Genomic DNA, 26,785 nt, shown 5'->3' on the forward strand with positions numbered 1-26,785 from the left:
ATCCATTCAGTCTTTAATTGCAGTCAAAAGGCGCACTTCCAACTGGGATAACGCTTTGCGGGCGCTGACCATCTGGGTGGAGGCATCACCCTTGGCAAACGGATGCGCGCGAAAATGCTGCATCGGGGCGAAACTGTCGAACAAGGTCATCAACTTGCGCAACTCTTGCAGGGCGATCTTGCGGGCCAGTTTGCGGTCCTTCACCGTCAGGGTGCCATCCGTAACGCGGGCGGATTGACTGCGCATTTCCGCGATATCGATTTTCTCAAGCGAGCCTTTGAGCTTATCAAAAAATGCGCCGATTTTGGCCGCGTCCAGCGGTGGTTGGTCAAGCTGGTTGTCTTTACCGTCCTTACCTTCGGGTCGAATGACGTCCTCGACAAAAGTGCCAAGTTTGTGGGTGAACAACAAAAGGGTCTGCGCGCATTTGTCGACGGCCGTTGCCAGATCTTTATCAAGGATATCGATCGCTACTTCGGCTTCGGTATTAAGTTGATCGACGCGGCTTTGAAGACCCTTAAGCTCTGCCAAACCGTCAATGTAACTACCGTACTTCTCTGTCTCGGCCTTCAAACCATCGCATTTTGAGTCCAAAGCGGTCACTTCGCTGAGGTCGGATTTGATCTTTTTCAGGGATTTCTTCGCGGCCTTGAGGTCCTTTGTAAACGCCTTGATACCGCTTTCGAATTCCTTCTTCTTTGCGTCATTTGCATCCTTGTCGAGCTGGCCCGATCGCGCAGCGCTTACCAGTTCATCAACGTGCAGGCGTTCATTGTTGCCCAAGGTTTTGCCGGATTTCTCTTTTTCGAGAAGCCGCAACAGCCAGCCAAGATTGCCGCTGATTTCATCCAGTGTCGCGCTGGCCTGTTTGAGGGATTTTGCCGATCGTTCAGCGATCTGATCGCGGACCGTCATCATCCGCACCACTTCGGGGCCATAATAGCCGTCAAATTTGACGATGCCTTTATGGTCTTTTTTCAACCGCTTACCAATGGCTTCAATCGTCTTGTCGACCCCGTCGGCTTGTTTTTGCAGTGCACGTTTGAATGTTTGCGCCTCGGCCATTTCCGCTCTGAATGCAAGAACCCGTTCCCGCAGATCATCGGTATCCGCCGTCACATTTGCCGGCAGCCGCGTCAGTTGATTGGCACGCAACGCGTCCAGTTCTGCCTTCAAATCCAGCAGCCGACCGGGTTCATAAAGCGGGAATTTCTTCTTGGTTTTGGTGATCTTCTTTTCGACGCGGGTGAACTCGTCTTCAAGTTTGACATAGATGTCGGGATCTTTTTCAATCGCCTCGATAAAGTTCGACACGCCGGTCAGGTAATCGTCTGCTGTTTTCAGGGCGTCCACTGAATCACTTTGTGCCAATTGTTGTGCGGCCAGCAGTTGCAGGTCGATCTCTTCCAATGCCCCGCGCGGCAGCTTGCGGTTCTTCTTAATCCCCTTCAATTCGCCGGACTTTGTGTCCTTTTGCTGGAATATTTCGCCTTGCAGGTTTTGCACGAAGAAATCCTTGTACCTCTTATCAAGGGCACCCAGTTCTTTTTGGATCTCAGCCGGTTTCAGATTGGATTTGCGCAGGTCTTCTTGTTTTGTCTCTTCCAAACGCTCGCGAATAATCTTGGCTGCGTCCTGTGCGTCAGAAACGACGATGGACATCAGGGCCTGCGCTTGTGACAAACGCTCAAGGTCTTCTAGCTCGCGCTGTGACCTATTGGGCCGATGTTTATGGCCATTTGCCCGCATCGACGCAATGTCGGTTTGAATGTCGAACATGATCTGCTCGACCGTGAGTGCCTGATCCCGCGCTAGTGCTGTTTCCTCGCCCAAAGCTTCGACAGCGGGAAGAAATTGCTTTCGCAAATCGGGGGTGTTCGCGTTCACCGCTTGCTGGATCGCATGCGACAACGCAGCAAGGCGGAACCCGTATTGGTTGGCGGCTTCGGTAAAGCCCTTTTTATCCAACACGGAAATCTGCATTTCGACGTCGTTTACCGGACCGTCAAGATCGCCGTGTTCGCTGGGCGGCGGGTCGATGGCTGTGGCACCGGTGCGGGCGGTGCGGAACGCGTTCATCTTGGTTTGTGTCTCTTCGACGCGCGCAAGCGCGGCCTGCACATCCCCCGTCGCGAGGATCAAAATGGCCTGTTCCAACATTCCGAACAGGATTTTGTATTCCGGCCCGTTGATGATCGCGTAACTGCGGGTTTTACTGCCATCCAGCGTGGTGATTTTCATCACCTCTGCGCGGGCATTTTCGATGTTGCCCTGTACTGCCACATGCCGTTGGCGAAACTGCGCCAGAAGGTCCTGATCCAGATCGTCAGGGTCGAAATCTACGGCGGCGGCCTCCAGCTTGCGAATTTCGCGGCGCACGTCGGACAGGTCGCGGCCAAGGTGGCCTTCAACCGATTGAAGCTGTGCGACGTGGGCATCCACACGCTTTGCAACGGCCAAATCAGCCTTGTTCATTTCCAAGAAGGGCAGCAGTTCCTTGCGCTCTTCCAGCCAGGCGTCGATATCGGCGTCCGGCGGCGCGGTTTCGATGGCGTTGTTGAGCCGCGCCAGTTCATTTTCTTGCGCGACGACAAGAGCGTCCAATTTGTCCTTGTCATACCCGTCTAGCGCAAATTCACGGTCTTCGATTAATTGTGATTTGGGCCTTTTCTTCAAGTCTTTGGCGTCTGGTCTGGAGGCGTTGCCGCCGCGCAGCGATTTCCAGCCTCGGGCCCGATTAAACGCGGCAATCCATTCGCTGGTTGGGGTATCCAGCACAAGCGTGTCCGATTTGGTCATTTATTCTCTCCGGTCAGGCGGCAGCGGCGGCGGCTTGGTCTATCTGGTCCAGCGCTTTGCCCAGATGGTTTCGCAGATCAACGGTCACGCCGAACGGATTTTGTTCGCACAGCGTGATGAGGGTGCTGTCAGCCAGAAATGCGCGATACTGCGCACACTGCGCCTGCAATGCGGCGGCAGCTTTGGGGCGGGCGTCTGCGTCGACGTTTTGAAACTCCATCAGGTGTTTCATCAGCGCCGTCTGGTTGCCCTGCGTGATCCCGTTCAGACCCATTTCTGCGATCCGTTCCAGATCGGGGTCGGGGAATTGACGGATCTTGTTTTGCAACGCAGAAATCGCCCCGTCGGTCGCTTCTTTCGCCGCGTTCCAGATCGACAGCGGATCCGCATCCGGTGCCGCAGTCGCTGGTTCGGCAGGGGCCGATTTCAATCCTTGCTGCACGGCGCGCAATCCGCTTAGGGCAGGATCAACCGCGCCGTCCCGGATATGGCCGATCACCTCGCGCAGTTGGCTTGTCAGGGCGGCACTATGATCGCCAGCCGGCAGGGCCTTGACCTTTGGCGCAAGCTGCGCGGCGGCTTCCTGAAGCTTTTTCAGTGTTGCAGGATCGCCTTTCGGTTTCTGTGCCGGTTCGGCTGCGGCTTCGGGGGGGCTTTCGGTTTTGGCGGCACCAGCGGCAGCCAGTTTGGCCAAGATCTGATCAATCGCGTCCAAGGTTTTGGCGGCAGCTTCGGCATTGCCGGATTTTAAACTGGTCACTGCTGTGGCAAATGCCTTACGTACCTTGTCGCCCGGCGGGTTCGGCACGGCCGCGACCTGAGATTGCAAAGCTCTGGCGCGGGCCGCCAACTGTTTTAACTGCTCACCTGCGGTATTTTCCGGTGGTGGTGCAGCGGCCGGTTCGGCTTCTTCCGCGTCCTGCGGTTCGGCGGCCGTACTTGATGCTGCCTGAGGTGCGGTTGCCGCCTCATCATCATCTGGCTCGTCTGGAAGATCCTCGATATCTTCTTCTACGACGTTGCCATCCATATCCAGAATACGGACGTTTTTGGACAGCTTGTTCAGCTTGAGGAACTTTTTGACCTTTTTGGCCAATGCAGGCATCGATTTTTCGCATTGCAGCGAAACGACCCGGCCTTCCATCTGCAAGGTTCCGAACGCAACTTTCGGTCCGTCGCCGTCGGCGCGGATCGATTTGCCCATGACGGCAGGTGGCTTTTTCTTGTGAAGTCCGAAGAGGTCGGTTTCGACCTTGGACCCCGGGCAGTATGCGAATGAAATAGGTTTCGCGCGTGAAAAATTTAAAAGCTTTTTTAATTCGGCTCCCTCAACGGAAAAATCCGACACTCCGAGTCTCCTAGAATATGTATTGGACCGCGGCCGTAATTTGCCGCTACGTCAAGTAAGCCTCGCATCGCGTTTCAAGTCAAGTTTGCTGTGCCCCCTTTTCTGACAAATACACCGGGGGTTCATGCCGGTAGGTGTTTGGGAGCCTGTAATTAATATAGTAAAATCAGTGCTTTAAAGTGTCAGGGGTTTGCTGGGATACGCTGCGCCAGCAGCCGTTTTTACTGCCGTTCAACCCTTCGTTGAATAAGATTTTGGCGTGCAGGGGTATTTACTTACTAAAATAGTCGGAATAAGCAGCCTGCCAAGATAGCCAGCCAATCTCGCTCTGAGTCGCCAGCATAAAAGTTGAAAATTCAATGCGAGGACAAGATGCGTCAATCCCTGAGAAATGGTGTGTGCAAAGGCACGCCAAACCACAAACCGTCCCTGATTGCAGGGGGCATCGGCGCATCGCTGGCGATGGCCTGTTTAACGACTGGCGCAGCGGCACAAGACGCTGACCTGATCATTCTGCCACCGGTCGATGTCGAAACAACCGAGGCAAAGCCCCCCGTACGTCAGGCCGCCAAACCAAGACACGCCGCCCCGCGCCGTGCCGCGACACCGACGGTTTGCACCCCCGCTTTGGCCGGCACGCCGGTTTGTGCAGAAGAGGAAGCCGCGGAGCGCGCCCGGATTGAAGCACAGGAACGCGCCGTCGCGCAGGCCCGCGCGGAGGCCGACGCGAAAGCCGCAGCGGGCGGCAGCAGCTACGCCGATCCAAGCTCTCCGTTCAAGGCAAACACGCTGGCCAACAGCAGAATGCCCGGCCCCCTCAAGGATAACCCGCGCACGGTAACGGCCATCACCCAAGAGGTGTTGGAAACAACCGGCACAACAAGTGTGAGAGAGATTGCACGTTCGACACCCGGTATCTCGCTGGGCTTCGGGGAAGGCGGCAACTCCTTTGGGGACAACATCTATATTCGCGGTTTCAAAGCCAACAATGATGTCTATACCGACGGCGTTCGCAGCCCCGGCACCGGCATTGCAGAGACATTCAACACCGAACAGGTAGAGGTCGCAAAAGGCCCCGCCGGAACGGTTGGCGGACGCGGCACCACAGGCGGGGCGCTTGATATTATTTCGAAAAGCCCACAGGACATCGATTTTACCCGCACCATCACAACCGTCACCGATGCCTCCACAGTGCGCCAGACGCTGGATACCAACAAGGTCATCAACGACCGCGTGCAGTTGCGGTTCAACGCGATGCTTCAGGACGGCGAAATCGCAGGGCGCGACAGCCTGAAGGATGACCGCAAAGGTGCTGCAATGGCCTTGCGGTTCAAAGCGACCGATGCGCTGACGCTGGAAGGGAACCTGAGCTACACAAAGATCGAGCAGACGCCGGATTGGGGTGTACCCTATGTCAATAACGAAGCGCTTGGGCTGGTCGGACCGGTCACGGAATTCGGCGTTGATCGCAACACGTTTTACGGCGTGCCGGGGCGCGATTTCCAAATCGCCGAGGAAACGGTCGCAACGGCCAAGGCGACGTATGAGTTCGACAATGGCCTGACCCTGACCAACACTTTCCGCGCATCTGAATCGCTGAACGATTATATTTTGACAGCGCCAAGCCGTTTGATCGACAACGGATCGACCAATCCCGAAGACTGGCAGGCGGGTCTGAGTTTCAAGAGCTGGAACCAGGAAACGGATGTTCTTGCCAATGTGCTTGAACTGTCCGGCGATGCCGAATTTGCGGGTGCAACGCATAAATTTGTCTTCGGCCTTGCCGCGTCGCAAGAGAAAATCACCAAGCTGGGTTATTCCAACCTGAGCAGTGAAGACTACGAACCGCCTGCCGGTCAGCGCGGGTGTACCGTGAGCGTGATCAATCCCAATCCAATTGGCGATGGCTGCTGGAGCGGCGAGGCGGCGCAGTTGGGGACAGAAGCGACTTCAACCAAGGTCACAACCACCTCGCTTTACGCGTTGGACACGATTTCCTTGTCGTCTCGTTTGACGGTGAACGGTGGTCTGCGTTTGGACATGTATGACATCGAACGTTCCGGCGGCAGCGGCGACAGTGCCTATTCCTTGTCGCGCGAAGATACGTTGGTCAATTGGAACCTTGGCGCAACCTACGCGCTGACCGACCGGTTGAATGTTTATGGTGCGGCGGCGACGTCTTCCAATCCTATGGGGCAGGAATTGGAAGCCGGTGGCGGTTTTTACGGCGGTCTTGATGCGAACGGATCAAACCTGGCCCCCGAAGAAAACACCTCTTTCGAGGTCGGTGCCAAGTTCAGCTTGAACCCAAATCTGCTGCTGACGGCTGCGCTTTATCAAACGACCAAGGACAATGCGCGCGAAGATATCGGTCCGCGTGGGGCAACGGTAAGCTATGACACGTTGAAATACCGTGTGCGTGGCTTGGAACTGGGTGTTGCGGGCAAGGTCAATGACCGGTTGAGCCTGTTCGGCGGTGCCAACTTTATGGATAGCAAAATTCTGGAGAGCCAGAACAGCGAGTCCGTAGGCCTGTCACTGGCGAACATCGCACATGAACAGTTCAACATTCTTGCGACCTATCAGGTGACAGACAAGCTGATGCTCGGCGGGCGTCTGAACTATCAAGGCGCGATTGATCTGGGCAGCACCGGTGCCAATGGCAAGAGTCTGCCGTCGGCATGGACCGTCGATTTGCTGGGCGAATATGAAGTGGCCGACAATGCCGCGATCAAGATGGGCATCACCAATGTCGCGGATAAGACGGTGTATGACGCCGGCTACCGTTCGGGCACGCCCTTCACCTATGTCGCCCCCGGTCGGGAAATCTCGATCTCTTACGAAATGAAATTCTAAATTCTTACCCCTCGGCGCGGGCGGCTTTCGGGTCGCCCCGCCAATAAACCAAGGTTTCGCCATGCTGATCACGATCCCCGCTGTTCTAAGCAAAGCTGATGTCACACAGGTCCGCGCCCGTCTGGACGCCGCCGATTGGGAAGACGGTGCAAAAACCGCAGGCCCGCAATCAGTAGAGGTCAAGCGCAACCAACAATTGCCACCCACCGGCGACACAGCCCAGACCTTGGGGCAGTTCATCTTGCAAAAACTAACCGCAAATCCGCTGTTCGTTTCCGCCGCTTTGCCCGATCGCATTCTGCCGCCCATGTTTAATAAATACGAAACCGCCCAGACATTCGGCACGCATATCGACAATGCCATCCGCATCAACCCGCTGACAAACGAACGGCTGCGCACGGACTTGTCGATGACACTGTTCTTGAGCGAACCCAATGAATACGACGGCGGCGAGCTTCTGGTCGAAGACCACTACGGCACGCAATCCGTGAAATTGCCGGCAGGCGATCTGATCCTCTACCCCTCGACCAGCCTGCATGAAGTCACGCCAGTGACACGCGGCGCACGGGTGTCGTCGTTCTTTTGGCTGCAAAGCATGATCCGTTCTGACGCGCATCGCAGCATCTTGTTCGATCTGGATCAAACCATCCAATCCCTCAGCGAAACCATCGGATCGAACGCGGATGAAACCGTCCGTCTGACGGGCATTTACCACAACCTGATACGCACATGGGCGGAGACCTGAGACATGAAAAATATCCCCCTTATCGCCGCCACCTGCGGTTTAATCGCCGTGTCAGGCCCCGCATCCGCCCTTGATCTGGCGGCGCTTCTGGACCCCAACACATTCATGATTGCGCTTGAGCAGGCCGGTCACGATGAAATGTCGCCGCTTGGCATGTTCATGGCTGCTGATTGGGTCGTGAAAACCGTAATGCTGTTGCTTTTGTTCGCTTCGGCGTCGGTTTGGGTCATCTTTCTGGCGAAGATCATGATCCTGCGGTGGGAGCGCGGCGTTTTGCGCCGTCGCTATCGCCAGTTGGACAAGCTGGGCACGTTGGTCGCGGCCCCGGAAAGGTTTACGAAGAAAAACGGTGTCGTCAGCCGGATGGTGCAGGCCGCGCTGCGCGAACGCGCCAGTTCTGGCGAAGGCGTGCAGATGAAAGCAGGCATCAAAGAGCGCGCCGGTTCTGAAATCGCGCGGATCGAGGCAGGCGCCGCACGGCGCATGAGCCTTGGGGCCGGTGTGCTCGCGAACGTCGGCTCGACCGCGCCTTTTGTCGGTCTGTTCGGCACGGTCTGGGGTATCATGAACAGCTTTATCTCTATTTCGGAAAGCAACACGACCAATCTGGCAATCGTCGCCCCCGGCATCGCCGAAGCGTTGTTGGCCACAGCCATCGGTCTGGTCGCAGCCATTCCGGCAGTGATTTTCTATAACATTCTGGCGCGCAGTATCGGCGGCTATAAGGTCATGTTGGCAGACGCAGGTGCGTTGGTCGAACGCACCTTGTCGCGTGACCTTGATCTGGCGGCATTGACGGACAACGCGGGCACAACACCACGGCGTCTGGCAAGCGTGCCGACACAGGCAGCGGAGTAAGTTGCATGGCATCCCGTATCCGTGCCGACGACGACGGCGAGTTGAGTGAAAACAGCGAAATCAACGTCACACCTTTTATTGACGTGATGTTGGTGCTGCTGATCATCTTTATGATCGCGGCACCGCTTTCGACTGTTGATATTCCCGTTGAACTGCCCGTGGCTGTCGCTGACGCGCCCGACCGCCCGTCAGAACCTGTGTTCATCACGATCACCGAAGACCTCGCGCTTTCGGTGGGCGAGACCAGTACCGATCTGGACCGGTTATTTATCGACGTCGGGATTGCCACAAAGCAGAAACGCGACACGCGTATCTTTATTCGTGCTGACAAGTCCGTGCCTTACGGCGAATTTATCCGCGTGATGAACATCCTGCGGGCGGACGGGTTTTTAAAGGTCGGATTGGTTGGTCTGGACGAAACCGCCGCACAAGAACCCGACGTGGATGGCCCGCAATCGGCGGTTCAACCATGAGCCTGACCTTTCCTTCGGCTGGCGTTAAACCATGGTTCTGGCTGCCAGCCATCGGCCTTAGTGCGGTGCTCCATATCGGTTTTCCGGCCCAGATATTGAGCCAGACCGGACAGGTCGAGCCGGCCCCGCCCCAACGCGAAGGGATCACCGGCGCAATCATGTTTGACCTGTCGGACATCATCGCCGCTCCTTCTGCCTTGGCCGAAGACAGCGCCGCCCAGCAGGAAAGCCGCGAGGCACCGACCGTTACGGAAAGCCCTGAAGCAGTTGAAGCGGCGCAGGCGGCGGAACAGCCGATCCTTAGCCAGATTCCTTATGACGTCGAGGACGAGAGCCTGAAATTCGGCGTCGCCGCCCCTGAACCGGAGGCGGAAACCGAAGAGAAGGCCGAAGAAATCGCTGCCGAGCAAGACCCCGAGCAGGTCGATGTCGAAAGTCAGGTGGGTGCAACCGACAGCGAAGCGGCGGAGCAATCCGTTGCCGGTGTGCAGGCCGAAACCGAAGCCGAAACAGCACAGGCATCAAGCGAAGGTTTAACCGCCGACCAAACAGCAGAAATTCAGGAATGGCAGAAAAGCATCGTCTTGCTGATCAGCAAGGCCAAGACTTATCCAGACAAGGCGCGCCGGCAAAAGATCGAGGGCGACGTGCAAATCCGCTTTGTGCTGGATCGCTACGGTGCGGTGGTTCTGGCCGAGGTGGCGCAATCATCAGGGTTTCCCGTTCTTGACGCAGCTGCGATCCGTACGGTTGAGCAGATCGAAAAAATGCCAACGCCGCCGAACTATCTAAAAGGGAACGAATTTACCCTGCAAATCCCGCTGCGCTACCGGTTCAGATGAAGCATTTCGGGCGTGATGTCATCGATGGTGGCGCAGCCAGCAAGCAACATCGCGACCTCTAGTTCATCACGCAACAGCCGCAAAACATGGCTGACGCCCAATTCACCAGCCACCGCCAGACCACACACAACCGGTCGGCCCACCAACACGGCCTTGGCCCCTAATGCCAGCGCGACCAGAATATCAATACCGCGCCGGATGCCGCCATCAACAAGAACAGGATAAGCCGCACCGACCTTTTCCACAATTGCGGGCAGGACATCCAGTGTTGCCGGTGCCCCGTCGAGAACCCGCCCGCCATGGTTTGACACGATGACGCCGGCCGCGCCGATCTGCACGGCTTTGGCTGCGTCCTCGGGATGCAGAATGCCCTTTAACACCACAGGGGCATTTAACGTTTCAATCAGCCAGGCAACGTCATCCCAATCAGGCAGGTCGGGCGCAATGCGATCAAACACCAACGACTGCCCGTCCGTGAGCGGGGCAAAACGAGGGCGCGGCACATGCGCAAGATTCACCGGCGTGATATCCGGGGGCAGTTGAAACCGCGCTTCAATCTCGCGGTCCCGAACACCCTGAACGGGCGCGTCGATCGTCAGAACAATTGTTGTGAATCCCGCGGTCAGGGCCGACTGCGCAACCGCATGCGTCGCCTCGCGACTTCCCATCCAATAAAGCTGAAACCAGTCACAGCTTTGTGCGGCTGTGCGCAATCGGGTCATGTCCACGCTGCTTTGTGCACTCAGGATCATCTTGATCTCTTGGGCTTCGGCCCCGCGTGCCGTTGCGATTTCGCCCGCATCATCCAGCAACCGGTGATAGGCAAAAGGCGCAACAAGGAACGGTGCCGCCAACGGTTTGCCAAGAAGTGTCGTCGCCGTGGAGCCGCCGCCCAGTGATCGCAAATGGCGTGGTGTGATCTGCGCGCGCGCAAAGGCATGCGTATTCGCCTGCAAGGTTCGTTCATCACCGGCACCGGCAAGGAAATAGGCGCTGTTTTCGGCGCTCATCAGTTGGGGGGCACGCGCATAATACGCATTCAAAGTCGCGGGGAGTTGGTGAGGTTCTGGCACGGGATTTGCAATCTATGACGGATGTGGCTGTTCGTTCATTCGCCTGCGACTGGGGGAAGGGCGGCAGGTGACGACGAACCGCCCAATCCTAACCTGTTCATCAACCGGTTGAAAGCAGCGAGGGATGCCAAGCAATAGGGTTTATCAGCACGACCTCTCACCAACGCCTTCAAAGTACTAAGCTGCTTTGTCATGGGCAGGGATATCCGTTGCCTGAACCGGTCGTCGCTCGCGGGCTCCGGTCGGGCTTAACAAACTTGACAGAAGGTGGGCTGGTTCCTAGGTGGCATAGGACCGCGAGGGGGCCGCATTTCGACCTAAGCGACTTATGATATCGTCGGCTTGGCCGTCGCAAGGCGAAATTTTGCATCGTATTTATAGATGCTGCCGTTGCCAGGGCGCTGGAAGATGTGAGTGCCAGAACGACGCATAAAAACGGGCTAGTTCCAAATGCCCCCAAGGATCAGACCGATGACAGATGAAATCGCAAAACCGACCGGACCGGAGGGGGCTGGCAGCTCCCCTCAGGCTTTGACCTTTACCTCGGACAAGGGCGCGTCCCGTTCGACATGGATCGCGGGGGCATTGGTGATCGCGATTGTGGGCTGGATGGGCAGCGGATTTATCTTCCCAACCGCAGACAACGATCCTGTCACCAAGCGCGAGGATTTGAAGCCGGTCGCCGTGGCGGTGACGCAATCAGTTGCCGAAACCGTGACGCAATTTTATCAGGCCGAAGGGCAGGCTTTGCCGGATCGCGACACATCACTGCGGGCCGAAATTTCCGGTGATATTGCGGAGGTTCTTGTGACCAAGGGGCAGGATGTTACAGCGGGCACTGTCATTGCCCGTTTTGATCCCGCCAATAACGAAGCGGATACCCGCCGCGCGGCAGAAGAGCTGACCCGCGCCCAACGCGAGTTTGATAATGCCGAACAATTACTGGACCGCGGTGTCGCAACCGTGGACCGTGTGACGCAGGCACGTGCGGCTTTAGCGGCGGCGCAAGCTCAGGTGACGACGGCACAACAGGATGCCAAAGCACTGACGATCACGGCGCCATTTGATGGCCGAATTGAAACGCTTGATCTGGATGCAGGCGAATTTGTCGCAGCGGGCGCAGACGTCGGGCGGCTGGTTGATATCACACCGCTTACCGTCGCCATTCAGGTGCCTCAACAGTCGCTTGGGCGCATCGCTGTCGGGCAATCGGCCACAGTGAAATTCATCACCGGTGAAGAGCGCGACGGTAAGGTTACTTTTGTCGGGACTGCCGCCGCTTCCGAAACGCGCACCTTTCTGGCCGAAGTCGAGATTGCCAATGATGATGGTGCCATTCCCGCCGGTATTTCTGCGGAAGTCGTGATCCCCACCGGCGAAGTCACAGCGCATTTTCTGTCCCCCTCAATCGTTTCGCTGAATACCGAAGGCACTTTGGGCGTCAAAACCGTCGATGCGGACAAGCAGGTCACCTTTTACCCCATCGACATAGTGCGCGCGCAGATTGATGGCATCTGGGTCACGGGTCTGCCTGCCGCGGTCGATGTGATTACCGTCGGGCAGGGGTATGTGAACGAGGGCGAGGTCGTGGCCCCCTCTGCGCAGGAGCTAAACTGATGGAGGGCATCATCAACGCGGCCTTCTCCCGCTCGCGTGTTGTTGTCATGGCCTTGTTGATGGTGCTGACCGTTGGTGCTTTTGCCTATGTGTCGATCCCCAAAGAAGCCAATCCCGAAGTGCCACTGCCGCTGTTTTATGTCTCGACCGGACTGGACGGGATCAGCCCGTCGGACGCCGAGCGGTTGCTTTTGGAACCGATGGAGACTGAATTCGCCTCCATTGCAGGGTTGGACAGCATGAAATCCGACGCCTCCGAAGGGTTTGCCAGTATCCAGCTGGAGTTCCTGCCCGGTGGCGACAATGACGAAGCGCTGGATAAGGTGCGCGAGGCGGTCGACCGTGTGGAATCCGAACTGCCGGATGATGCCAATGACGTTATCATCACCGAGATTAACACGGCGCTGTTTCCGATCATCACTGCCATTCTGTCCGGCCCTGTGCCGGAGCGGACGCTGAACACTCTGGCCGAGCGGCTTCAGGAAGAGATCGAAGGTCTTGAAGGGGTTCTTGAGGCAGAAATCGGCGGGCAACGTTTCGAGTTTCTCGAAGTGCTGATCGACCCGACGGTGTTCCAGACCTACAACCTGTCGTTTGACGAATTGATCGGCCAGATCCAGCGCAACAACCGCTTGATTGCGGCGGGGGCGATTGAAACGGGATCGGGGCGTATCGTGTTGAAAGTGCCCGGCCTGATCGAGGATCTTGATGACGTTATGGCAATGCCCGTCAAAGTGCGCGGCAATGCGGTGGTGACATTCGGTGATGTCGCAACGATCCGGCGCACCTTCGAGGACCCGAGTTCATTTGCGCGCATCAACGGCCAACCTGCCCTTGCGCTGGAGGTGACCAAAAGGTCCGGCGCGAACATCATTGATACGGTGTCGGATGTGAAGGCGCTGGTCCAAGAGTTGCGCGTGGACTGGCCCGAAAGCGTCGAGATCACCTATCTGCAGGACCAAAGCAAACAGGTCAAAGACATGCTGAGCGATCTGGAGGCCAATGTCATTGCCGCCGTGATCCTAGTGATGATCGTAATTGTACTGGCCCTTGGCATGCGCTCTGCAATCCTTGTGGGGCTTTCTATTCCGGGGGCATTTCTTGCTGGTGTGATTGCGCTCTGGTCGATGGGGTTCACCATGAACATCGTTGTGTTGTTCTCGTTGATCCTGGTGGTGGGCATGTTGGTCGATGGGGCCATTGTCACGACCGAACTGGCGGATCGCAAACTGCAAGACGGGGCCGCCCCGAAAGAGGCATACGCCTTTGCGGCGAAACGTATGGCATGGCCCATCATCGCATCCACGGCGACCACGCTGAGTGTCTTTTTCCCGCTGCTGTTCTGGACCGGTATGGTGGGGGAATTTATGAAATTTCTGCCGATCACCGTCATTCTCACCCTGTTTGCCTCGCTGTTCATGGCACTGGTTTTTATTCCCGTGGTGGGCGGGTTGATCGGCAAACGCCAGCCCCAGACCGCCAAAGCGAAATCACAGCTGCATGCCGCCGAATTGGGCGACCCGCGTAACATGACGGGGTTCACGGGCGGGTATGTCCGGCTGCTGGAATGGGCCATCCTGCGCCCCGCCGCCACGCTATTGTTGGCGTTTGCATTGCTGCTGGGCGGCTTCGGAATGTACGGTGTCTTTGGCAAGGGCGTCAGCTTTTTTCCCTCAGTGGAACCTGAATTCATGCAGGTTCAGGTCCGCGCACGCGACAATTTTTCGATCTTTGAAAGGGACGCTTTGGTGCGGGCCGTCGAAGAGCGCCTTCTTGGATATGACGAAATTGCCAGCATCTATGCCCGTTCCATGATGAGCGCCGGGCAGGGAGACGAAGAAACCATCGGCACGCTGCAACTTGAATTGACGGAGTGGGATACCCGTCGCACCGCTGCCGAAATTGGCGAGGATATCCGCGAGAGCGTCGCGGACATCGCCGGCATCGACGTACAGGTGCAGACCGAAAGTGGCGGGCCGACTGCCGGCAAGCCGGTCAACCTTCAAATCACCGCCCGTGATCCTGCGGTGCAGGGCAAAGCCGTCCAGCAAATTCGCGATATCATGGATGGTCTGGGCGGGTTCACGGATGTGACCGATACACGTCCGGTTCCGGGGGTAGAGGTGTCCATCCTTGTGAACCGTGCGGAAGCCGCCCGTTTTGGCGCGGACGTCAGCCTGCTGGGGCAGGCGGTGCAGCTGCTGACCCAAGGCATCACTGTGGCCGATTACCGCCCTGATGACGTGGACGGTTCGCTGGACATCCGTGTGCGTTTCCCGCGCGAGGAGCGTTCGTTGTCGGAACTGGCAGGGCTGCGGGTGCCCACGGCCTCGGGTCTTGTTCCGATCTCGAATTTTGTCACCTTCGCCCCCTCCGAACGCACCGGCATCATCCGCCGCATTGATGAAAAACGCGTCACCACCATCGAGGCGAATGTCGCCCCGGGCATTCTGGTGAACGATCAGGTCGTTGCCCTGACCGCAGCCCTCAACGGGGCCGACCTGCCTGAGGGGGTGAATTTCAGCTTTGCGGGCGAAGCCGAGGATCAAGCCGAAAGCATGATCTTCCTTGTCAGCGCCTTTGCGGCTGCGATCTTTATGATGTTTGTGATCCTCGTGATCCAGTTCAACAACTTCTTTCAGGCCTTTATTGTGATGAGCGCGATCGTGTTCTCGATTGCGGGGGTGCTGTTGGGGCTGATCATCACGGGCCGCCCCTTTGGTGTGGTGATGGGGGGGATCGGGGTGATCGCCCTGGCCGGTATTGTTGTGAACAACAACATCGTATTGATCGACACTTACAACGATCTGAAGAAATCCGGCCAAGCCCCGCTTGAGGCCGCATTGCGCACCGGCGCGCAACGTCTGCGTCCCGTTATCCTGACCTCGGTGACGACGGCGCTCGGACTGATGCCGATGGTGATTGGTGTGAACCTCAACTTCTTCACCCGCGAAATCGTGTATGGCGCGCCGTCAACGCAGTGGTGGACCGAGCTTTCCTCGGCCATTGCCGGCGGGTTGGTCGTGGCCACGGTTCTGACCTTGGTCGTGACGCCCGCAATGTTGATGTTGGGGGAGCGCAACCGGCGCCAAGGCGTCGCCGCGCGGCCCGCAACGGTGTGACAACGCGGGCGCATTGCCCGCGTTTATGGTGCGCTAGGGTTGCAATTTGCGCCTGCGCTCATGCGCGACAAGCCCGCAAAACACGATGATCGCCGCGCCAATGCTTTCGCGCAGCGTGGCAAGTTCACCAAACATGAAATACCCGACGACCAGTGCAAACAGGATGCGGCTGTAGGGAAATGTCGCCAAAGCAGAAACTTCGCCAAAACGGTACGCTTCGACGGTGCATAACATCCCGAAGGTGGCCAAAGTGCCTGCAACTGCCAAAAGCAAACCATCTTGCAGGGTGATCGCGGTCCAACCGGCAAGAGCGGCGGGCAGGGTGCCAAGGCTGGCCACCAGTCCGATCCAGAACATGATTGTCGCGGTTTTTTCCGTGCGTGCCAAAACGCGGTTCTGAAAGATCAACAAAGCCGCGGCAAGGGCTGACCCAAGTCCGAAGAGCACACCCGTTTCAACCTGAAACCCATTTAGCCCGCTGGCGATGATTACGCCGACAAAACCCAGCATCGCCGTGGTCGCGCGTTTTATGCCGATCCGTTCGCCCAGCACCAGCGGGGCCAGCGCAATGGTGAACAGGGATGTGGTGAAAGTCAGCGTTGATGCCAGTGCAAGGTCCAGCCGTTGGAAACTTGCGTAATACAGCCACCAGCAGATCAGGCTTGTGACACCGCGCACCACCAGACCGGGCCAGCGGGCCGAACGAAACAGGGCAGGGTTGCGCAACGCAATCCAGATCGAGACGATGACAAGCTGGCTGATCGACCGGAAGGAAATGATCAATGCAAACGGCACCTCGGGACTGAGGAAACGCAGCACGGTAACGTCAGCGGTAAAGACCGCCGCGCCAAGGATCAGCAGCGCCGCACCGTACCGATTATTAATGTCCGCAGGTTGCGTCACAAGCGGCGGTAGGGGGCAAAATCGGCTGGATCAATCTCGGCGATCTCGCGGATGATCTGCACCCATGCTGCCAACCCGTCGGTGATAGAGGACAGGCGAAAGAACTCGTTTGGCGCGTGGAAATTTTCGTCCGACAGGGAAAAGGAAAACATCACGGTATCCATGCCCAAAATCCGGTGCACAATCTCTGTCAACGGCAGGGACGCCCCGATGCGCACTTTCAACGGCACTTGTCCGCTGGTCTTTTGCAACGCAGTGACCGCAGCCCCCAGCAGGGGATGTTCAGGCGGGACGGCATAGGCCCCGCCTTGTCCGCGCTCGCCGTAGATGTCCAAGGTGGCGTAATCCGGCAATTGTGCGTTCAGATGGTCCAGTACGGCCTGCTTGGCCTTTTGCGGCACCTGCCCCGGCACAAGGCGCATGGTGATTTTTGCGAAAGCTTCGTTGGGGATCACGGTTTTGGACCCCGCCCCGGTGTAACCGCCCCACATGCCGTTCACATCCAGCGTCGGGCGCATCCACAAGCGTTCCAGCGTGGAGTATCCGGCCTCGCCATGGGGGGCCGCGTCGATTGCGCCAAAGGTGTTTGCGTCGTTCGACGGGATCGCGGCAAGCTCTGCGCGCTCGGCTTCGGTCGGTTCGGTAACGCCGTCATAAAAACCGTCGGCCGCGATACGGCCGTCTGCGTCATGCAGGCTGGCGACCAGTTTGGACATCACATGCAAAGGATTGGCAACGATTCCGCCAAAACGTCCTGAATGCAGGTCTTGGGTCGCGGTTTGCACGCGCATCTCAAAACCGGTGTTGCCGCGCGAGCCGACATTCAGCGCAACCAGATCAGGCCGCCACCGCGCCCCATCTGCCGACAGAACCGCATCGGCGGCCAAAAGATCGCGGTGGGTTTCCAGAATCCCGATCAGGGAAGGCGAACCGGTTTCTTCTTCCCCCTCGATCAACAGTTTCACATTGATGGGCAAACACCCCTCGACGGCGATAAAAGCCGCGAGGGTATCAAGGGCGATCATCATCGGCGCTTTGTCGTCCGATATCCCGCGCCCGAACAGTTTGCCGTCGACCTCGGTAGCGGTAAACGGCGGAGTATTCCATTTTTCCAGCGGGTCGGCGGGTTGCACATCGTAATGTGCATAGATCAACATTGTGGGCTTGCCCGGCGCATCTATCCGCTCGCCGTATAGGGCGGCGTGGCCACTGCCGTCAGGCGGGGTCAGACGTTGCGTGTTCTGAAACCCCATCGCCGCAATCCGCTGTTCGATAAAGACACGTGCGTCTTCCATGCCCTGCGCCATCGCCGGATCCGCCCCGACAGAGGGAAAGGCCACCAGCGTTTTGAGGTCTTCAACCAGCTGCGTTTCATGCGCAAGGGCATGGGTTACTACGGGATCGCTCATCTTGGGGTCCTTCAGGAAATGCCGCCATCGACGCTAAGAATTTGGCCGGTGATCCAGCCCGCTTCGGGGGATGTCAAAAACGCGGCGGCGGCGGCGATGTCTTCGGCGGTCCCAAGCCTGCGGGTATGAATGCGTTGCACCAGCTGCGCTTGCCCCTCAGGGCCGAAAGCGTCCCATTGCCGGCGTGTGGCGGGGTTGGACAGCACAAAACCGGGCGCGATGGAATTGACTGTGATGCCGTGCTGCCCAAGTTCAAGGCTAAGCTGTTTTGTTAACCCGACCAGCGCGTGTTTCGCGGCGGTATAGGCGTGTATGCCGGTCAGACTGGGCCGCAATCCGGCACCGGAACTGATGGTCACAATGCGCCCCCAACCGGCGGTTTTCATCGCCGGCACAAGCGCTTGGGACAGGTACAAGGTGGCATCGACATTGACGGCAAAGATGCTGTGCCAGGCGTCGGGGTCGACCTCTTCCAGCGGCGTGCCGACCTGATTGCGCACGCCACCGGCGGCGTTCACCAGCAGGGTGGGGGCACCGTGATCTGCCGTGATACGCGCGTGAAGCTCGCGCACTTCAGACGGATCACACAAATCGCAGCCAAAGGCGGGCAAGCCCAGCTCTGCGGAGGTGGCCTCAAGCGCGTCACCTGCAAGATCCGTCAGCACCACATGCGCACCGTCAGCGGCAAGACGCGTAGCAATGGCGGCACCAATGCCGCCAACCACGCCGGTCACAAGGGCGGTACGCGCGCTCATGACAGCACCTTTGTCAGTTCGTGAAACGTATCCGCCGACATCTCGCGGCGGCCGTCCTCGATGTCGTGGATTAACTCGACAAGACGGCGCAGCAGGGGAGTATCAATGCCGTGGCTTTGCGCGATCTGTGCCACTGTGCCGACCTGCGGGTCCACTTCGGTTTTGCGTTTGCGCACGGCCAGATCACGGTAAATCCCTGTATGGGTTTTGGCCGTTTTCGAATTGAAGACAGCCAGATCGGCAAGGCTTTGCAGCGCGGCATCATCGCTTGCTTCGGGCATAAAGGCGAGCGGATCAAACCCGTTGAACGGCTTTGGCTTCACCCCTTCGGCGCGTGCTGTGCGCATCACTTCGCGCGCCAACCCCATCAGGGCAGGGCCACGCGCGGGGTCTGCGAAATTCTCGGTCATACTGTCAGTGCTCAGCGCCGTGGCAAACAGCATCGCGCCATAGCCGAGTTTGCCCCAGAGATAGGCCCAGATGTTGTTTGTCAGGATCGCGTCAGGTTCGAAAATCTGAAGCAGCTTGTGCAGGTCTGTTGTGCGGTTCTGGATGGAGCCGTCGATCTCGCCCACCACAACAGCGGCGCGATTGCCAAACAGAATGCGCCCGGGTTCGACCCAGTCGGCACCGTAATTCACAAAGGCACCGATGGTGCGCTCTGCTCCGATATGGCTGGCGATCACGTGTTCGTTCAAACCGTTCTGCGCCGACAGGACATAGCCGTCTTCGGCCAGATGCGGCATCAGCTGGGCCAAGGCCGCTTCGGTTGCGTGTGCTTTCACGGCGAGGACAATGCGCGAATAGGTGCCCGTCAGGTTTTCGGGCGTTACACAGGGAACAAGCTGTTGAAACTCCTCAACTGGCCCTTCGATCACCAGCCCTTTGGTGGCGCAGGCGGTGACATGTTCCGGCACGATATCAACCATCAATACCGGCACACCTGCACGTGCCCAATAGGCCCCCAGAATACCGCCGATCGCACCGGCACCCCAAATCAGAACCGGATCATTCATGGGACAACGCCGCCCATGGGCCCTCAAGGGCTGCGCGGGTTTCTGCAACGCCAACATCCCAAATCGCCTGCATTTCGGCATCGGGCCGCTGCCATGGTCCGCCAAACGATCCGTCACCCAGCAGTTCGCGGGTTTGGGCAGGCGGACAGGCTTTCATCAGGGCCATGTCGACCATTGGCTTTTCACCTTCCGGCGCGGGGGCATGGGCCAGCCGCGTCCATGGAAAATTCTCCATCCAGTTGGCATGTGATCCCGTGCTGTCGGTCGCCTGAATCTTTGCCCAGGTCTGCGGCGCGTTCCACCAGTTGTGAAACTTGATCGAAACGTCACCGTATTCCGACATCAATTCCTGCGCCAAAGCGCCGACGGGATTGTTACCGCCGTGACCATTCACGATCAGGATTTGCGAAAACCCGGCCCGTCTGAGTGAAGCAATGATATCGCGCACAACGGCCATCAAGGTTTCGACCCGCAAACAGATCGTGCCGGGGAAATCGTTAAAATAGGGCGCAAGGCCGTAGGGCATTACGGGAAAAACGGGGATGTTCAGGGGCGCTGCGGCTTCTGTCGCGACGCGTTCGGCAAGAATCATATCAACGCAAACCGATAATTGCGCGTGCTGCTCGGTCGAGCCGATGGGCAAAATACAACGCGGGTCGCGCGCGGCCGCCGCTTCGATGTCGCGCCAGTTCATTTGTGCAATTGTCATTGCGGCTCTCCTATTTGGGACTTCGGGGTGGCAAGGCGGGTTTCGGCAGGCAGTTCGCCGGCCCATTCGGGGGCTCCCACCACAACCTTTGACATCAGTTCAAACAGGATCTGCCGCTCGCCTTGGGTCAGGGTGGTCAACATCCGTTCCTCCAGCGCCTGAAAAGCGGGGCGGGTTTCATCATAAAGCGCGCGCCCTTTTGCCGACAGGTGCAGCGCCTGTTTGCGCCGACCGCCGGGGGCTTTTTCACGCTCTTCAATCATGCCCATGAGTTCCAAACGTTTGATCGCGCGGCTGAGCGTGTTTTTGGGAAAACCGGATGTTTCGGAAATATCGCGCGCGCTGCTGCCATCGGCGAGCGCCAGAGAATAAAGCGCGACATATTCGGGCCGCTTCAAGCCGTAGGTGTCCTGAATCCACGTATAAAGGGGCGTATTGTACAGCAATGCCAGATAGTTGAGCCGGAATGTGAAGGGGCAGGGGTTGTCCCACAACTTGGCCTCCAGCATGTCGGGCGTGTTTTCGGCATCATGTTTGCCGAAATTTTGATCATGTGCTGTCTGCGGGCCTGCCATATCTATCCTAAACAAAATGAGTTCCAAATTGAACTTGACTACACCATTATTCACGCACATTCTGATAAAGCAAGTTCCAAATGGAACACTAAATTAGAAACGAAACAAAATACCAACTGGAAGGGATACTCATGAGACACCAGAATTTCCTTGCCCCCATAGCGTTCGCATTGGGCTTGGCTGCAGCGGGGGTCGCATCGGCTCAGACGCTGACAATGGGCGTGCGCGGCGGCCCTGAATCAATGGACCCGCATTTCTCGGCGCTGGGCTCCCACGCGGAGGCGGCCAAGCATATTTTCGACACGTTGGTCTGGTCCGGCACCGATTTGCAGATCGAACCGGGTTTGGCGACAAGCTGGGAAGCGATTGATGACGATACGTGGGAATTCAAACTGCGCGAAGGCGTGAAGTTCCACGACGGCAGCGATTTTGACGCCGAGGATGTGAAGTTCTCTATCGAGCGCATTCCGGTTGTGACCGGCCCCACGACCACAGCGATCTATGTGCGTCGCGTGGCGAGCGTTGATATCATCGACCCTTACACGGTGCACATCAATACGGACGGTCAGGCTGCGACGCTGCCAAATGATTTCATCCGTCTGTTTATCGTTTCTTCCGAGGCGGCCGCAGATTACTCCACCCCAGAAACCGCCGCCGAAGGGTTCAACTCCGGCAAGGCGACAATTGGCACCGGCCCTTACAAATATGTCAGCTGGGAGCCGAAAGCCGATCTGGTTCTGGAGCGCAATGATGACTACTGGCGCGGTGAAGGCGCTTGGGAAAAAGTGATCCGCAAGGAGATCCCTAACGACAGTTCGCGGCTTGCGGCACTGAAGTCGGGTCAGGTTGATGTGATCAACTACGTGTCGTCCGTAGACTATCTGGCGCTTGAGCGCGACAGTAGCGTTGATGCGATCAAAGGCGACAGTGTTTACGTGATGAACTTGCAGCTGGACCAGCGCGAGGAAACACCGCTGGTACGTGCCAAGGACGGCTCCAAACTGGATGAAAACCCGTTTCGCGATCTGAAGGTCCGTCAGGCGATTGATCTGGCGATTGACCGTGAAACCATGGTCGAGGTCGTATTGGAAGGTCTGGGCAAACCGGCCAACCAGATGATGCCCGCAGGTTTTTTCGGTTCAAGCGAGAAAATCCCGACGCCAGAGTACAACCCTGCAAAGGCCAAGGAAATGTTGACCGAAGCGGGCTATCCCGACGGCTTTGAGGTTGATCTGTATTGCACGGGTGACCGTTTGCCCGGCGATGCCGCGATTTGTCAGGGGCTGGGCCAAATGCTGACGCAGGTCGGCATCAAGACAAACGTCAACGCGATTTCCAAGACTGTTTATTTCCCCGCTCAGGCGCGGTTGGAGTATTCCATGTTTATGAACGGTTGGGGCACGCTGACAGGCGAGGCGTCTTATACCGTGGGCAGCTTGGCACATTCCAACAACCCAGAGGTCAAGCTGGGTGCGTTCAACCGCATCGAGTACAAAAACGACGAAGTTGATGCATTGATGCAAGCGGGGGCCACGATGATGAACCCCGACGAGCGCCGCGCGGCCTATGAGGAAGCGATGGAAAAGGTTATGGCGGACAAGGCCTATATCTCGCTGGTGCAGTTGCAGACGGTTTGGGGTGCCAAGGCTGGTAAACTCGACTTTGAAACCCGATTTGACGAAGACACCTTGGCGTTCTTCATCAAGCCTGCGTCCTGAATGTGATTTCTTGATTGCAACAGGTCGGGCGGCCCCCATGCTGCCCGACCTTATCTCTTTCTCCTCCCCCCAAAGGATCTCTGATGCTCGGCTTTGTTATCCAGCGATTTTTGCAGGCCTGCGGTGTAATGGCCGTGATGTCGGTGATCGTGTTTTTTGGCGTTTACGCCATTGGCAATCCGATCGACATCGTGATCCCGCCCGACGCGACACAGGACATCCGCGACGAAGCGATCCGCCGGCTGGGCCTCGACCAGCCGCTGCTTGTGCAATATTTCACCTTTGTCGGAAACCTGCTGCAGGGTGATCTGGGCCGGTCCTTTGTCTATAATATGCCGGTGCTCGAACTGATTGGCGGACGCCTTCCGGCCACACTGGAACTGGTTCTGATCTCTGTTGTGTCGGCCACCGTGCTGGGTGTCAGTCTTGGCATTTATGCGGGGTATCGCCCTGACAGTCTGGTGTCGAAAGCCATTATGGCGGTTTCGGTTCTGGGCTTTTCGGTGCCCTCCTTTTGGGTTGGGCTGATCTTAATCCTGTTTTTCGCCGTCAATCTGGGGTGGTTGCCTGCGGGCGGGCGCGGTGAAACCGTGGAAATCTGGGGGGTGGCATGGTCTTTCCCCACACTGAACGGGCTGTCGCACATCATTCTGCCCGCGGTGAACCTTGCGCTTTTCAAGCTGGCGATGATGATCCGGCTGGCCCGTGCAGGCACCCGAGAAATCATGCTGACCGACACCATCAAATTCGCCCGCGCGGCTGGCCTTTCCGAAGGCACGATCCTGCGCCGGCATCTGTTGAAACTTATCTCCATTCCGATCATAACTGTTTTTGGCCTAGAACTGGGATCCACCCTTGCCTTTGCGGTTGTGACGGAAACGATTTTCTCCTGGCCCGGTGTGGGCAAGCTGATCATCGACAGCATAGCCGTGTTGGACCGCCCCGTGATGGTCGCCTATCTAATCCTTGTGGCCTTCCTGTTTGTAACCATTAACTTTGTGATTGATCTGGTTTTTGCCCTGATTGATCCGCGTGTGCGTAAAGGGGCTTCGGCATGAAAAACGCTTCCAGCCCGCTGGGCCGGTTCTGGCAGGAGTACCGCGAGAACAAGATCGCTGTCGTGGCGCTTGCTGTTGTGGTGCTGATGATCCTGATGGCGCTGTTTGCCGCCGTGATCTCGCCGCAGAACCCATATGATTTGGCCAACCTGTCGCTGATGGACAGCCGCAGACCGCCCGGTTTCGTAGGCTCCGGCGGCTACACCCATATTCTGGGCACGGATCCGCAGGGGCGGGACCTGTTGTCGGCAATCTTCTATGGCCTGCGCATTTCGATCCAGATCGGCCTAGCGGCGGGGCTTGTTTCCCTCAGCATCGGCTCCGCGTTGGGCATACTTGCGGCCTACCTTGGCGGACGTGTCGAAACCCTGATCATGCGTCTGGTCGATTTGCAGTTGTCCTTTCCTGCGATCCTGCTGGCCCTCGTCATTGTTGCGATGTTGGGGCAGGGCAAGGCGCAATTGATCGGCGCGCTGGTTGCGGCACAATATGCCTATTTCGCGCGCACTGCTTACGGCGCGGCAAAGGCCGAGCGCGGCAAGGATTACATCGAAGCCGCCCTTGCAACACCGCTAAGTGCGCGTTTGGTCGTCTGGCGTCATATGCTGCCCAACTGCGCCCCGCCGCTCATCGTGGTTGCGACGGTCCAAATCGCCAACTCTATTTCGCTTGAGGCAACACTAAGTTTCCTTGGTCTTGGCCTGCCGGTGACCGAGCCGTCACTGGGCATGCTGATCTCGAACGGGTTTCCGTATATGATGAGCGGTCGCTACTGGATTTCTGTCTATCCGGGCGTGGCGCTAATCATCCTGATCGTCGCGATCAATATCGTCGGGGATCAGGTGCGCGACCAGTTTAATCCGAGGTTACGCAAATGAGCGCAGCAGTATTGAGTGTCGAAAACCTGACCACCCATTTTTTCACCCGCGCCGGTGTTGTCAAAGCGGTGGACGGTGTTTCCTTTAATCTGGCCGAGGGCGAGATCATGGGGCTGGTCGGCGAAAGCGGGTCCGGCAAAACGGTCACCGGTTTTTCCCTGTTGGGGCTGGTCGATGCGCCGGGCAAGATTGTGTCGGGATCGGTCAAATTGAACGGGACCGAATTGACGGGATTGTCTGCGGCCCAGTTGCGCGCCCGCAGGGGCCGCGATATTTCGATGATCTTTCAGGATCCGATTGCGACGCTGAACCCGATGCTGACCATCGGCCAGCAGATGAAGATGGCCATTGATGCGCATGAGCGGCTCAGCAACCGCGCCGCTATGGCCCGCGCGGCCGACCTGCTGACACAGGTGGGCATACCGTCGGCGCAGTCACGTTTGCGCGCCTATCCACATGAATTCTCGGGCGGCATGCGTCAGCGCGTTGCAATCGCAATTGCGCTGCTCCACCGTCCTGCGGTGTTGGTCGCAGATGAACCCACAACCGCGCTTGATGTTTCCATTCAGGCGCAAATCCTGTTGCAAATGCGCGATCTGGCGGCAGAAACCGGCACTGCGATGATCTGGATCAGCCATGACCTTGCCGTCGTGTCGAGCCTCGCCAGCAAGCTGGCCGTCATGTACGCCGGCCGCATTGTCGAGCAGGGACCGACCGCGACCTTGCTGCGTGATCCGCGCCACCCGTACACGGCCGGGCTGATTGCGTCCCTGCCAGCCATGGCGGAACCCGGCACGCCGCTGACGCAAATCCGTGGCACCACGCCATCGCTTTTGTCCCTGCCAGAGGGCTGCCCGTTTGCACCGCGCTGTGATTACAGCACCGAGGCCTGCGGCCAAAAACCGGAAATGACGCTGGCGGGGGATCGCGGATGGCGGTGTTTCCATCCCACAGGCAAAACCACAGGACTTCCGGCATGAGCGCATTTCTAGAAATCTCGGACGTGAGCCGCCTGTTTGGTCCGAAACTCACCACTGGCGAAAAGATCGCCGCCAAACTGGGCGCATCTGTCGAAACCCGTTCGGTACGTGCGGTGTCGGATGTATCCCTGTCTGTGCGCAAGGGCGAAACATTAGGGCTGGTTGGTGAATCCGGTTGCGGGAAATCCACTCTGGGCCGGCTGATCGCCGGTATCCTGCCCCCGACCACAGGTACGGTAACGCTGGACGGCAAGCCGGTCATGGAGAACGGCAAAAAGGTAACGACCCGCGTGCAGACGGTGTTCCAAGACCCTTTTGCCAGCCTTGATCCGCGCATGAAAGTCGGCGCTACCGTCAGCGAAGGGCCGATTGCCCACGGGCTGACGAGCAAGGCAAATGCGAAATCCTATGTAGCCGATTGGTTCACCCGTGTCGGTCTTGATCCCGAATGGGTCGACCGGTATCCGCACCAGTTTTCCGGTGGGCAGCGCCAGCGCATCGCGATTGCCCGCGCTTTGGCCATGCAGCCGGACGTATTGATTTGCGATGAACCTGTGGCCTCGCTGGATGTTTCGATTCAGGCGCAGATCATCAATCTGTTTCTGGAATTGACCAAAGGTTTGGAGCTGACCTGCGTTTTCATCAGCCATGATTTATCAGTGGTGCAGCATGTCAGCGACCGCGTTGCGGTGATGTATCTGGGGCGGATTGTGGAACTGGGACCGGTGGCACAGGTTTTCGGGACGCCCGCGCATCCCTATACCGCTGCGCTGTTCGGCAGTGTTCCGAAGCTGGTGCTTGATGCTGAAGAGCTGGTGCATTTCGACACGATTGATGGCGAGGTGCCGTCGCCCCTGTCACCCCCGCAAGGGTGCTATTATCACCCGCGTTGTCCGCTTGCCACGGCTGAATGTCGGGCCGAGCAACCTGAAACGCGCGGGGTTTCGGACCTGCGCTCGGTTGCCTGCCATCATTTTGAAGATCAGTTGGCCGGTGAGGTTGACGCCTGAAGCTCCGCCGCGCGTTTGCGGTTTCCTTGACGGGGGGCAGG

General features: G+C 57.9%; 21 protein-coding genes. 12 read left to right on the top strand and 9 right to left on the bottom strand.

The window, feature by feature from the left end:
• Nucleotides 1-6: 6 nt before the first annotated feature.
• Both Z947_RS0107405 and Z947_RS0107410 read right to left on the bottom strand, forming a co-directional pair.
• Nucleotides 7-2,799, bottom strand: a complete 2,793-nt coding sequence (locus Z947_RS0107405) for a hypothetical protein (protein WP_025043671.1) — start codon at nt 2,797-2,799, stop codon at nt 7-9.
• Between the two features lie 13 nt (nt 2,800-2,812).
• Nucleotides 2,813-4,147 (bottom strand): hypothetical protein, encoded by a 1,335-nt coding sequence (locus Z947_RS0107410; RefSeq protein ID WP_025043672.1) that lies wholly within the window; start codon nt 4,145-4,147, stop codon nt 2,813-2,815.
• Nucleotides 4,148-4,519: 372 nt separating this feature from the next.
• Between Z947_RS0107410 and Z947_RS0107415 the strand changes: the two genes are divergently transcribed.
• The 5 genes from Z947_RS0107415 to Z947_RS0107435 all read left to right on the top strand — a co-directional run bounded on the left by Z947_RS0107415 (nt 4,520) and on the right by Z947_RS0107435 (nt 9,921).
• Entirely contained in the window at nt 4,520-7,003 is a 2,484-nt protein-coding gene (locus tag Z947_RS0107415) for a TonB-dependent receptor (RefSeq protein WP_240477518.1), read from the top strand.
• 61 nt (nt 7,004-7,064) lie between these two features.
• On the top strand, nt 7,065-7,748 hold the full coding sequence (locus Z947_RS0107420) for a Fe2+-dependent dioxygenase (RefSeq protein ID WP_025043674.1): 684 nt from the start codon (nt 7,065-7,067) through the stop codon (nt 7,746-7,748).
• Nucleotides 7,749-7,751: 3 nt separating this feature from the next.
• Nucleotides 7,752-8,606, top strand: a complete 855-nt coding sequence (exbB, locus tag Z947_RS0107425) for a tonB-system energizer ExbB (protein WP_025043675.1) — start codon at nt 7,752-7,754, stop codon at nt 8,604-8,606.
• 5 nt (nt 8,607-8,611) lie between these two features.
• Entirely contained in the window at nt 8,612-9,079 is a 468-nt protein-coding gene (locus Z947_RS0107430) for a biopolymer transporter ExbD (RefSeq protein WP_025043676.1), read from the top strand.
• Nucleotides 9,076-9,921: an energy transducer TonB gene (locus Z947_RS0107435; RefSeq protein WP_025043677.1), complete on the top strand. Its 846-nt coding sequence runs from the start codon at nt 9,076-9,078 to the stop codon at nt 9,919-9,921. Before Z947_RS0107430 ends, Z947_RS0107435 begins: the two co-directional genes overlap by 4 nt.
• Here the strand turns inward: Z947_RS0107435 and Z947_RS0107440 are convergent.
• Nucleotides 9,906-10,931: an alpha-hydroxy acid oxidase gene (locus tag Z947_RS0107440; RefSeq protein WP_081781123.1), complete on the bottom strand. Its 1,026-nt coding sequence runs from the start codon at nt 10,929-10,931 to the stop codon at nt 9,906-9,908. The two genes, Z947_RS0107435 and Z947_RS0107440, sit on opposite strands and share 16 nt — an antisense overlap.
• Before the next feature lie 534 nt (nt 10,932-11,465).
• On the opposite strand from Z947_RS0107440, the gene Z947_RS0107445 reads away from it, so the two are divergent.
• Nucleotides 11,466-12,611 carry an efflux RND transporter periplasmic adaptor subunit gene (locus tag Z947_RS0107445; RefSeq protein WP_025043679.1) on the top strand — a complete coding sequence of 382 codons (1,146 nt, stop codon included), beginning with the start codon at nt 11,466-11,468 and terminating at the stop codon, nt 12,609-12,611.
• On the top strand, nt 12,611-15,733 hold the full coding sequence (locus Z947_RS0107450; protein WP_025043680.1) for an efflux RND transporter permease subunit: 3,123 nt from the start codon (nt 12,611-12,613) through the stop codon (nt 15,731-15,733). Before Z947_RS0107445 ends, Z947_RS0107450 begins: the two co-directional genes overlap by 1 nt.
• 33 nt (nt 15,734-15,766) lie before the next feature.
• Here Z947_RS0107450 and Z947_RS0107455 read toward each other — a convergent pair whose 3' ends face one another.
• The 6 genes from Z947_RS0107455 to Z947_RS0107480 are packed head-to-tail and all read right to left on the bottom strand — an operon-like array spanning nt 15,767 to nt 21,100.
• On the bottom strand, nt 15,767-16,636 hold the full coding sequence (locus Z947_RS0107455) for a DMT family transporter (protein ID WP_025043681.1): 870 nt from the start codon (nt 16,634-16,636) through the stop codon (nt 15,767-15,769).
• On the bottom strand, nt 16,633-18,045 hold the full coding sequence (locus Z947_RS0107460; RefSeq protein WP_025043682.1) for a M20/M25/M40 family metallo-hydrolase: 1,413 nt from the start codon (nt 18,043-18,045) through the stop codon (nt 16,633-16,635). The genes Z947_RS0107455 and Z947_RS0107460 overlap by 4 nt, the downstream gene beginning before the upstream one ends.
• 11 nt (nt 18,046-18,056) lie before the next feature.
• The gene (locus Z947_RS0107465) at nt 18,057-18,800 is read right to left on the bottom strand and encodes an SDR family NAD(P)-dependent oxidoreductase (protein ID WP_025043683.1); all 744 of its coding nucleotides are present in this window, start codon (nt 18,798-18,800) and stop codon (nt 18,057-18,059) included.
• On the bottom strand, nt 18,797-19,816 hold the full coding sequence (locus tag Z947_RS0107470; RefSeq protein ID WP_025043684.1) for a ketopantoate reductase family protein: 1,020 nt from the start codon (nt 19,814-19,816) through the stop codon (nt 18,797-18,799). The genes Z947_RS0107465 and Z947_RS0107470 overlap by 4 nt, the downstream gene beginning before the upstream one ends.
• On the bottom strand, nt 19,809-20,525 hold the full coding sequence (locus Z947_RS0107475) for a creatininase family protein (protein ID WP_025043685.1): 717 nt from the start codon (nt 20,523-20,525) through the stop codon (nt 19,809-19,811). Before Z947_RS0107475 ends, Z947_RS0107470 begins: the two co-directional genes overlap by 8 nt.
• The gene (locus Z947_RS0107480; RefSeq protein ID WP_025043686.1) at nt 20,522-21,100 is read right to left on the bottom strand and encodes a MarR family winged helix-turn-helix transcriptional regulator; all 579 of its coding nucleotides are present in this window, start codon (nt 21,098-21,100) and stop codon (nt 20,522-20,524) included. The genes Z947_RS0107475 and Z947_RS0107480 overlap by 4 nt, the downstream gene beginning before the upstream one ends.
• A 131-nt stretch (nt 21,101-21,231) precedes the next feature.
• On the opposite strand from Z947_RS0107480, the gene Z947_RS0107485 reads away from it, so the two are divergent.
• The 5 genes from Z947_RS0107485 to Z947_RS0107505 all read left to right on the top strand — a co-directional run bounded on the left by Z947_RS0107485 (nt 21,232) and on the right by Z947_RS0107505 (nt 26,744).
• Complete coding sequence (locus tag Z947_RS0107485) at nt 21,232-22,818, top strand: ABC transporter substrate-binding protein (RefSeq protein WP_025043687.1); 1,587 nt, start codon at nt 21,232-21,234, stop codon at nt 22,816-22,818.
• Between the two features lie 83 nt (nt 22,819-22,901).
• Nucleotides 22,902-23,876, top strand: coding sequence for an ABC transporter permease (locus Z947_RS0107490; RefSeq protein ID WP_025043688.1), 975 nt, complete (start codon nt 22,902-22,904; stop codon nt 23,874-23,876).
• The gene (locus Z947_RS0107495; protein ID WP_025043689.1) at nt 23,873-24,754 is read left to right on the top strand and encodes an ABC transporter permease; all 882 of its coding nucleotides are present in this window, start codon (nt 23,873-23,875) and stop codon (nt 24,752-24,754) included. Before Z947_RS0107490 ends, Z947_RS0107495 begins: the two co-directional genes overlap by 4 nt.
• Nucleotides 24,751-25,734, top strand: a complete 984-nt coding sequence (locus Z947_RS0107500; protein WP_025043690.1) for an ABC transporter ATP-binding protein — start codon at nt 24,751-24,753, stop codon at nt 25,732-25,734. The genes Z947_RS0107495 and Z947_RS0107500 overlap by 4 nt, the downstream gene beginning before the upstream one ends.
• Nucleotides 25,731-26,744, top strand: coding sequence for an ABC transporter ATP-binding protein (locus Z947_RS0107505; protein WP_025043691.1), 1,014 nt, complete (start codon nt 25,731-25,733; stop codon nt 26,742-26,744). Before Z947_RS0107500 ends, Z947_RS0107505 begins: the two co-directional genes overlap by 4 nt.
• Nucleotides 26,745-26,785: the final 41 nt, after the last annotated feature.

Origin of the sequence: Sulfitobacter geojensis (assembly GCF_000622325.1) — a bacterium.
Lineage (GTDB): Bacteria > Pseudomonadota > Alphaproteobacteria > Rhodobacterales > Rhodobacteraceae > Sulfitobacter > Sulfitobacter geojensis.

Coding starts and splice junctions, on each gene's coding strand:
- Z947_RS0107405 (WP_025043671.1), bottom strand. CDS start 2,799: ATGACCAAATCGGACACGCTTGTGCTGGATACCCCAACCAGCGAATGG.
- Z947_RS0107415 (WP_240477518.1), top strand. CDS start 4,520: ATGCGTCAATCCCTGAGAAATGGTGTGTGCAAAGGCACGCCAAACCAC.
- Z947_RS0107420 (WP_025043674.1), top strand. CDS start 7,065: ATGCTGATCACGATCCCCGCTGTTCTAAGCAAAGCTGATGTCACACAG.
- exbB (WP_025043675.1), top strand. CDS start 7,752: ATGAAAAATATCCCCCTTATCGCCGCCACCTGCGGTTTAATCGCCGTG.
- Z947_RS0107430 (WP_025043676.1), top strand. CDS start 8,612: ATGGCATCCCGTATCCGTGCCGACGACGACGGCGAGTTGAGTGAAAAC.
- Z947_RS0107435 (WP_025043677.1), top strand. CDS start 9,076: ATGAGCCTGACCTTTCCTTCGGCTGGCGTTAAACCATGGTTCTGGCTG.
- Z947_RS0107440 (WP_081781123.1), bottom strand. CDS start 10,931: ATGAGCGCCGAAAACAGCGCCTATTTCCTTGCCGGTGCCGGTGATGAA.
- Z947_RS0107445 (WP_025043679.1), top strand. CDS start 11,466: ATGACAGATGAAATCGCAAAACCGACCGGACCGGAGGGGGCTGGCAGC.
- Z947_RS0107450 (WP_025043680.1), top strand. CDS start 12,611: ATGGAGGGCATCATCAACGCGGCCTTCTCCCGCTCGCGTGTTGTTGTC.
- Z947_RS0107460 (WP_025043682.1), bottom strand. CDS start 18,045: ATGAGCGATCCCGTAGTAACCCATGCCCTTGCGCATGAAACGCAGCTG.
- Z947_RS0107465 (WP_025043683.1), bottom strand. CDS start 18,800: ATGAGCGCGCGTACCGCCCTTGTGACCGGCGTGGTTGGCGGCATTGGT.
- Z947_RS0107470 (WP_025043684.1), bottom strand. CDS start 19,816: ATGAATGATCCGGTTCTGATTTGGGGTGCCGGTGCGATCGGCGGTATT.
- Z947_RS0107475 (WP_025043685.1), bottom strand. CDS start 20,525: ATGACAATTGCACAAATGAACTGGCGCGACATCGAAGCGGCGGCCGCG.
- Z947_RS0107480 (WP_025043686.1), bottom strand. CDS start 21,100: ATGGCAGGCCCGCAGACAGCACATGATCAAAATTTCGGCAAACATGAT.
- Z947_RS0107485 (WP_025043687.1), top strand. CDS start 21,232: ATGAGACACCAGAATTTCCTTGCCCCCATAGCGTTCGCATTGGGCTTG.
- Z947_RS0107490 (WP_025043688.1), top strand. CDS start 22,902: ATGCTCGGCTTTGTTATCCAGCGATTTTTGCAGGCCTGCGGTGTAATG.
- Z947_RS0107495 (WP_025043689.1), top strand. CDS start 23,873: ATGAAAAACGCTTCCAGCCCGCTGGGCCGGTTCTGGCAGGAGTACCGC.
- Z947_RS0107500 (WP_025043690.1), top strand. CDS start 24,751: ATGAGCGCAGCAGTATTGAGTGTCGAAAACCTGACCACCCATTTTTTC.
- Z947_RS0107505 (WP_025043691.1), top strand. CDS start 25,731: ATGAGCGCATTTCTAGAAATCTCGGACGTGAGCCGCCTGTTTGGTCCG.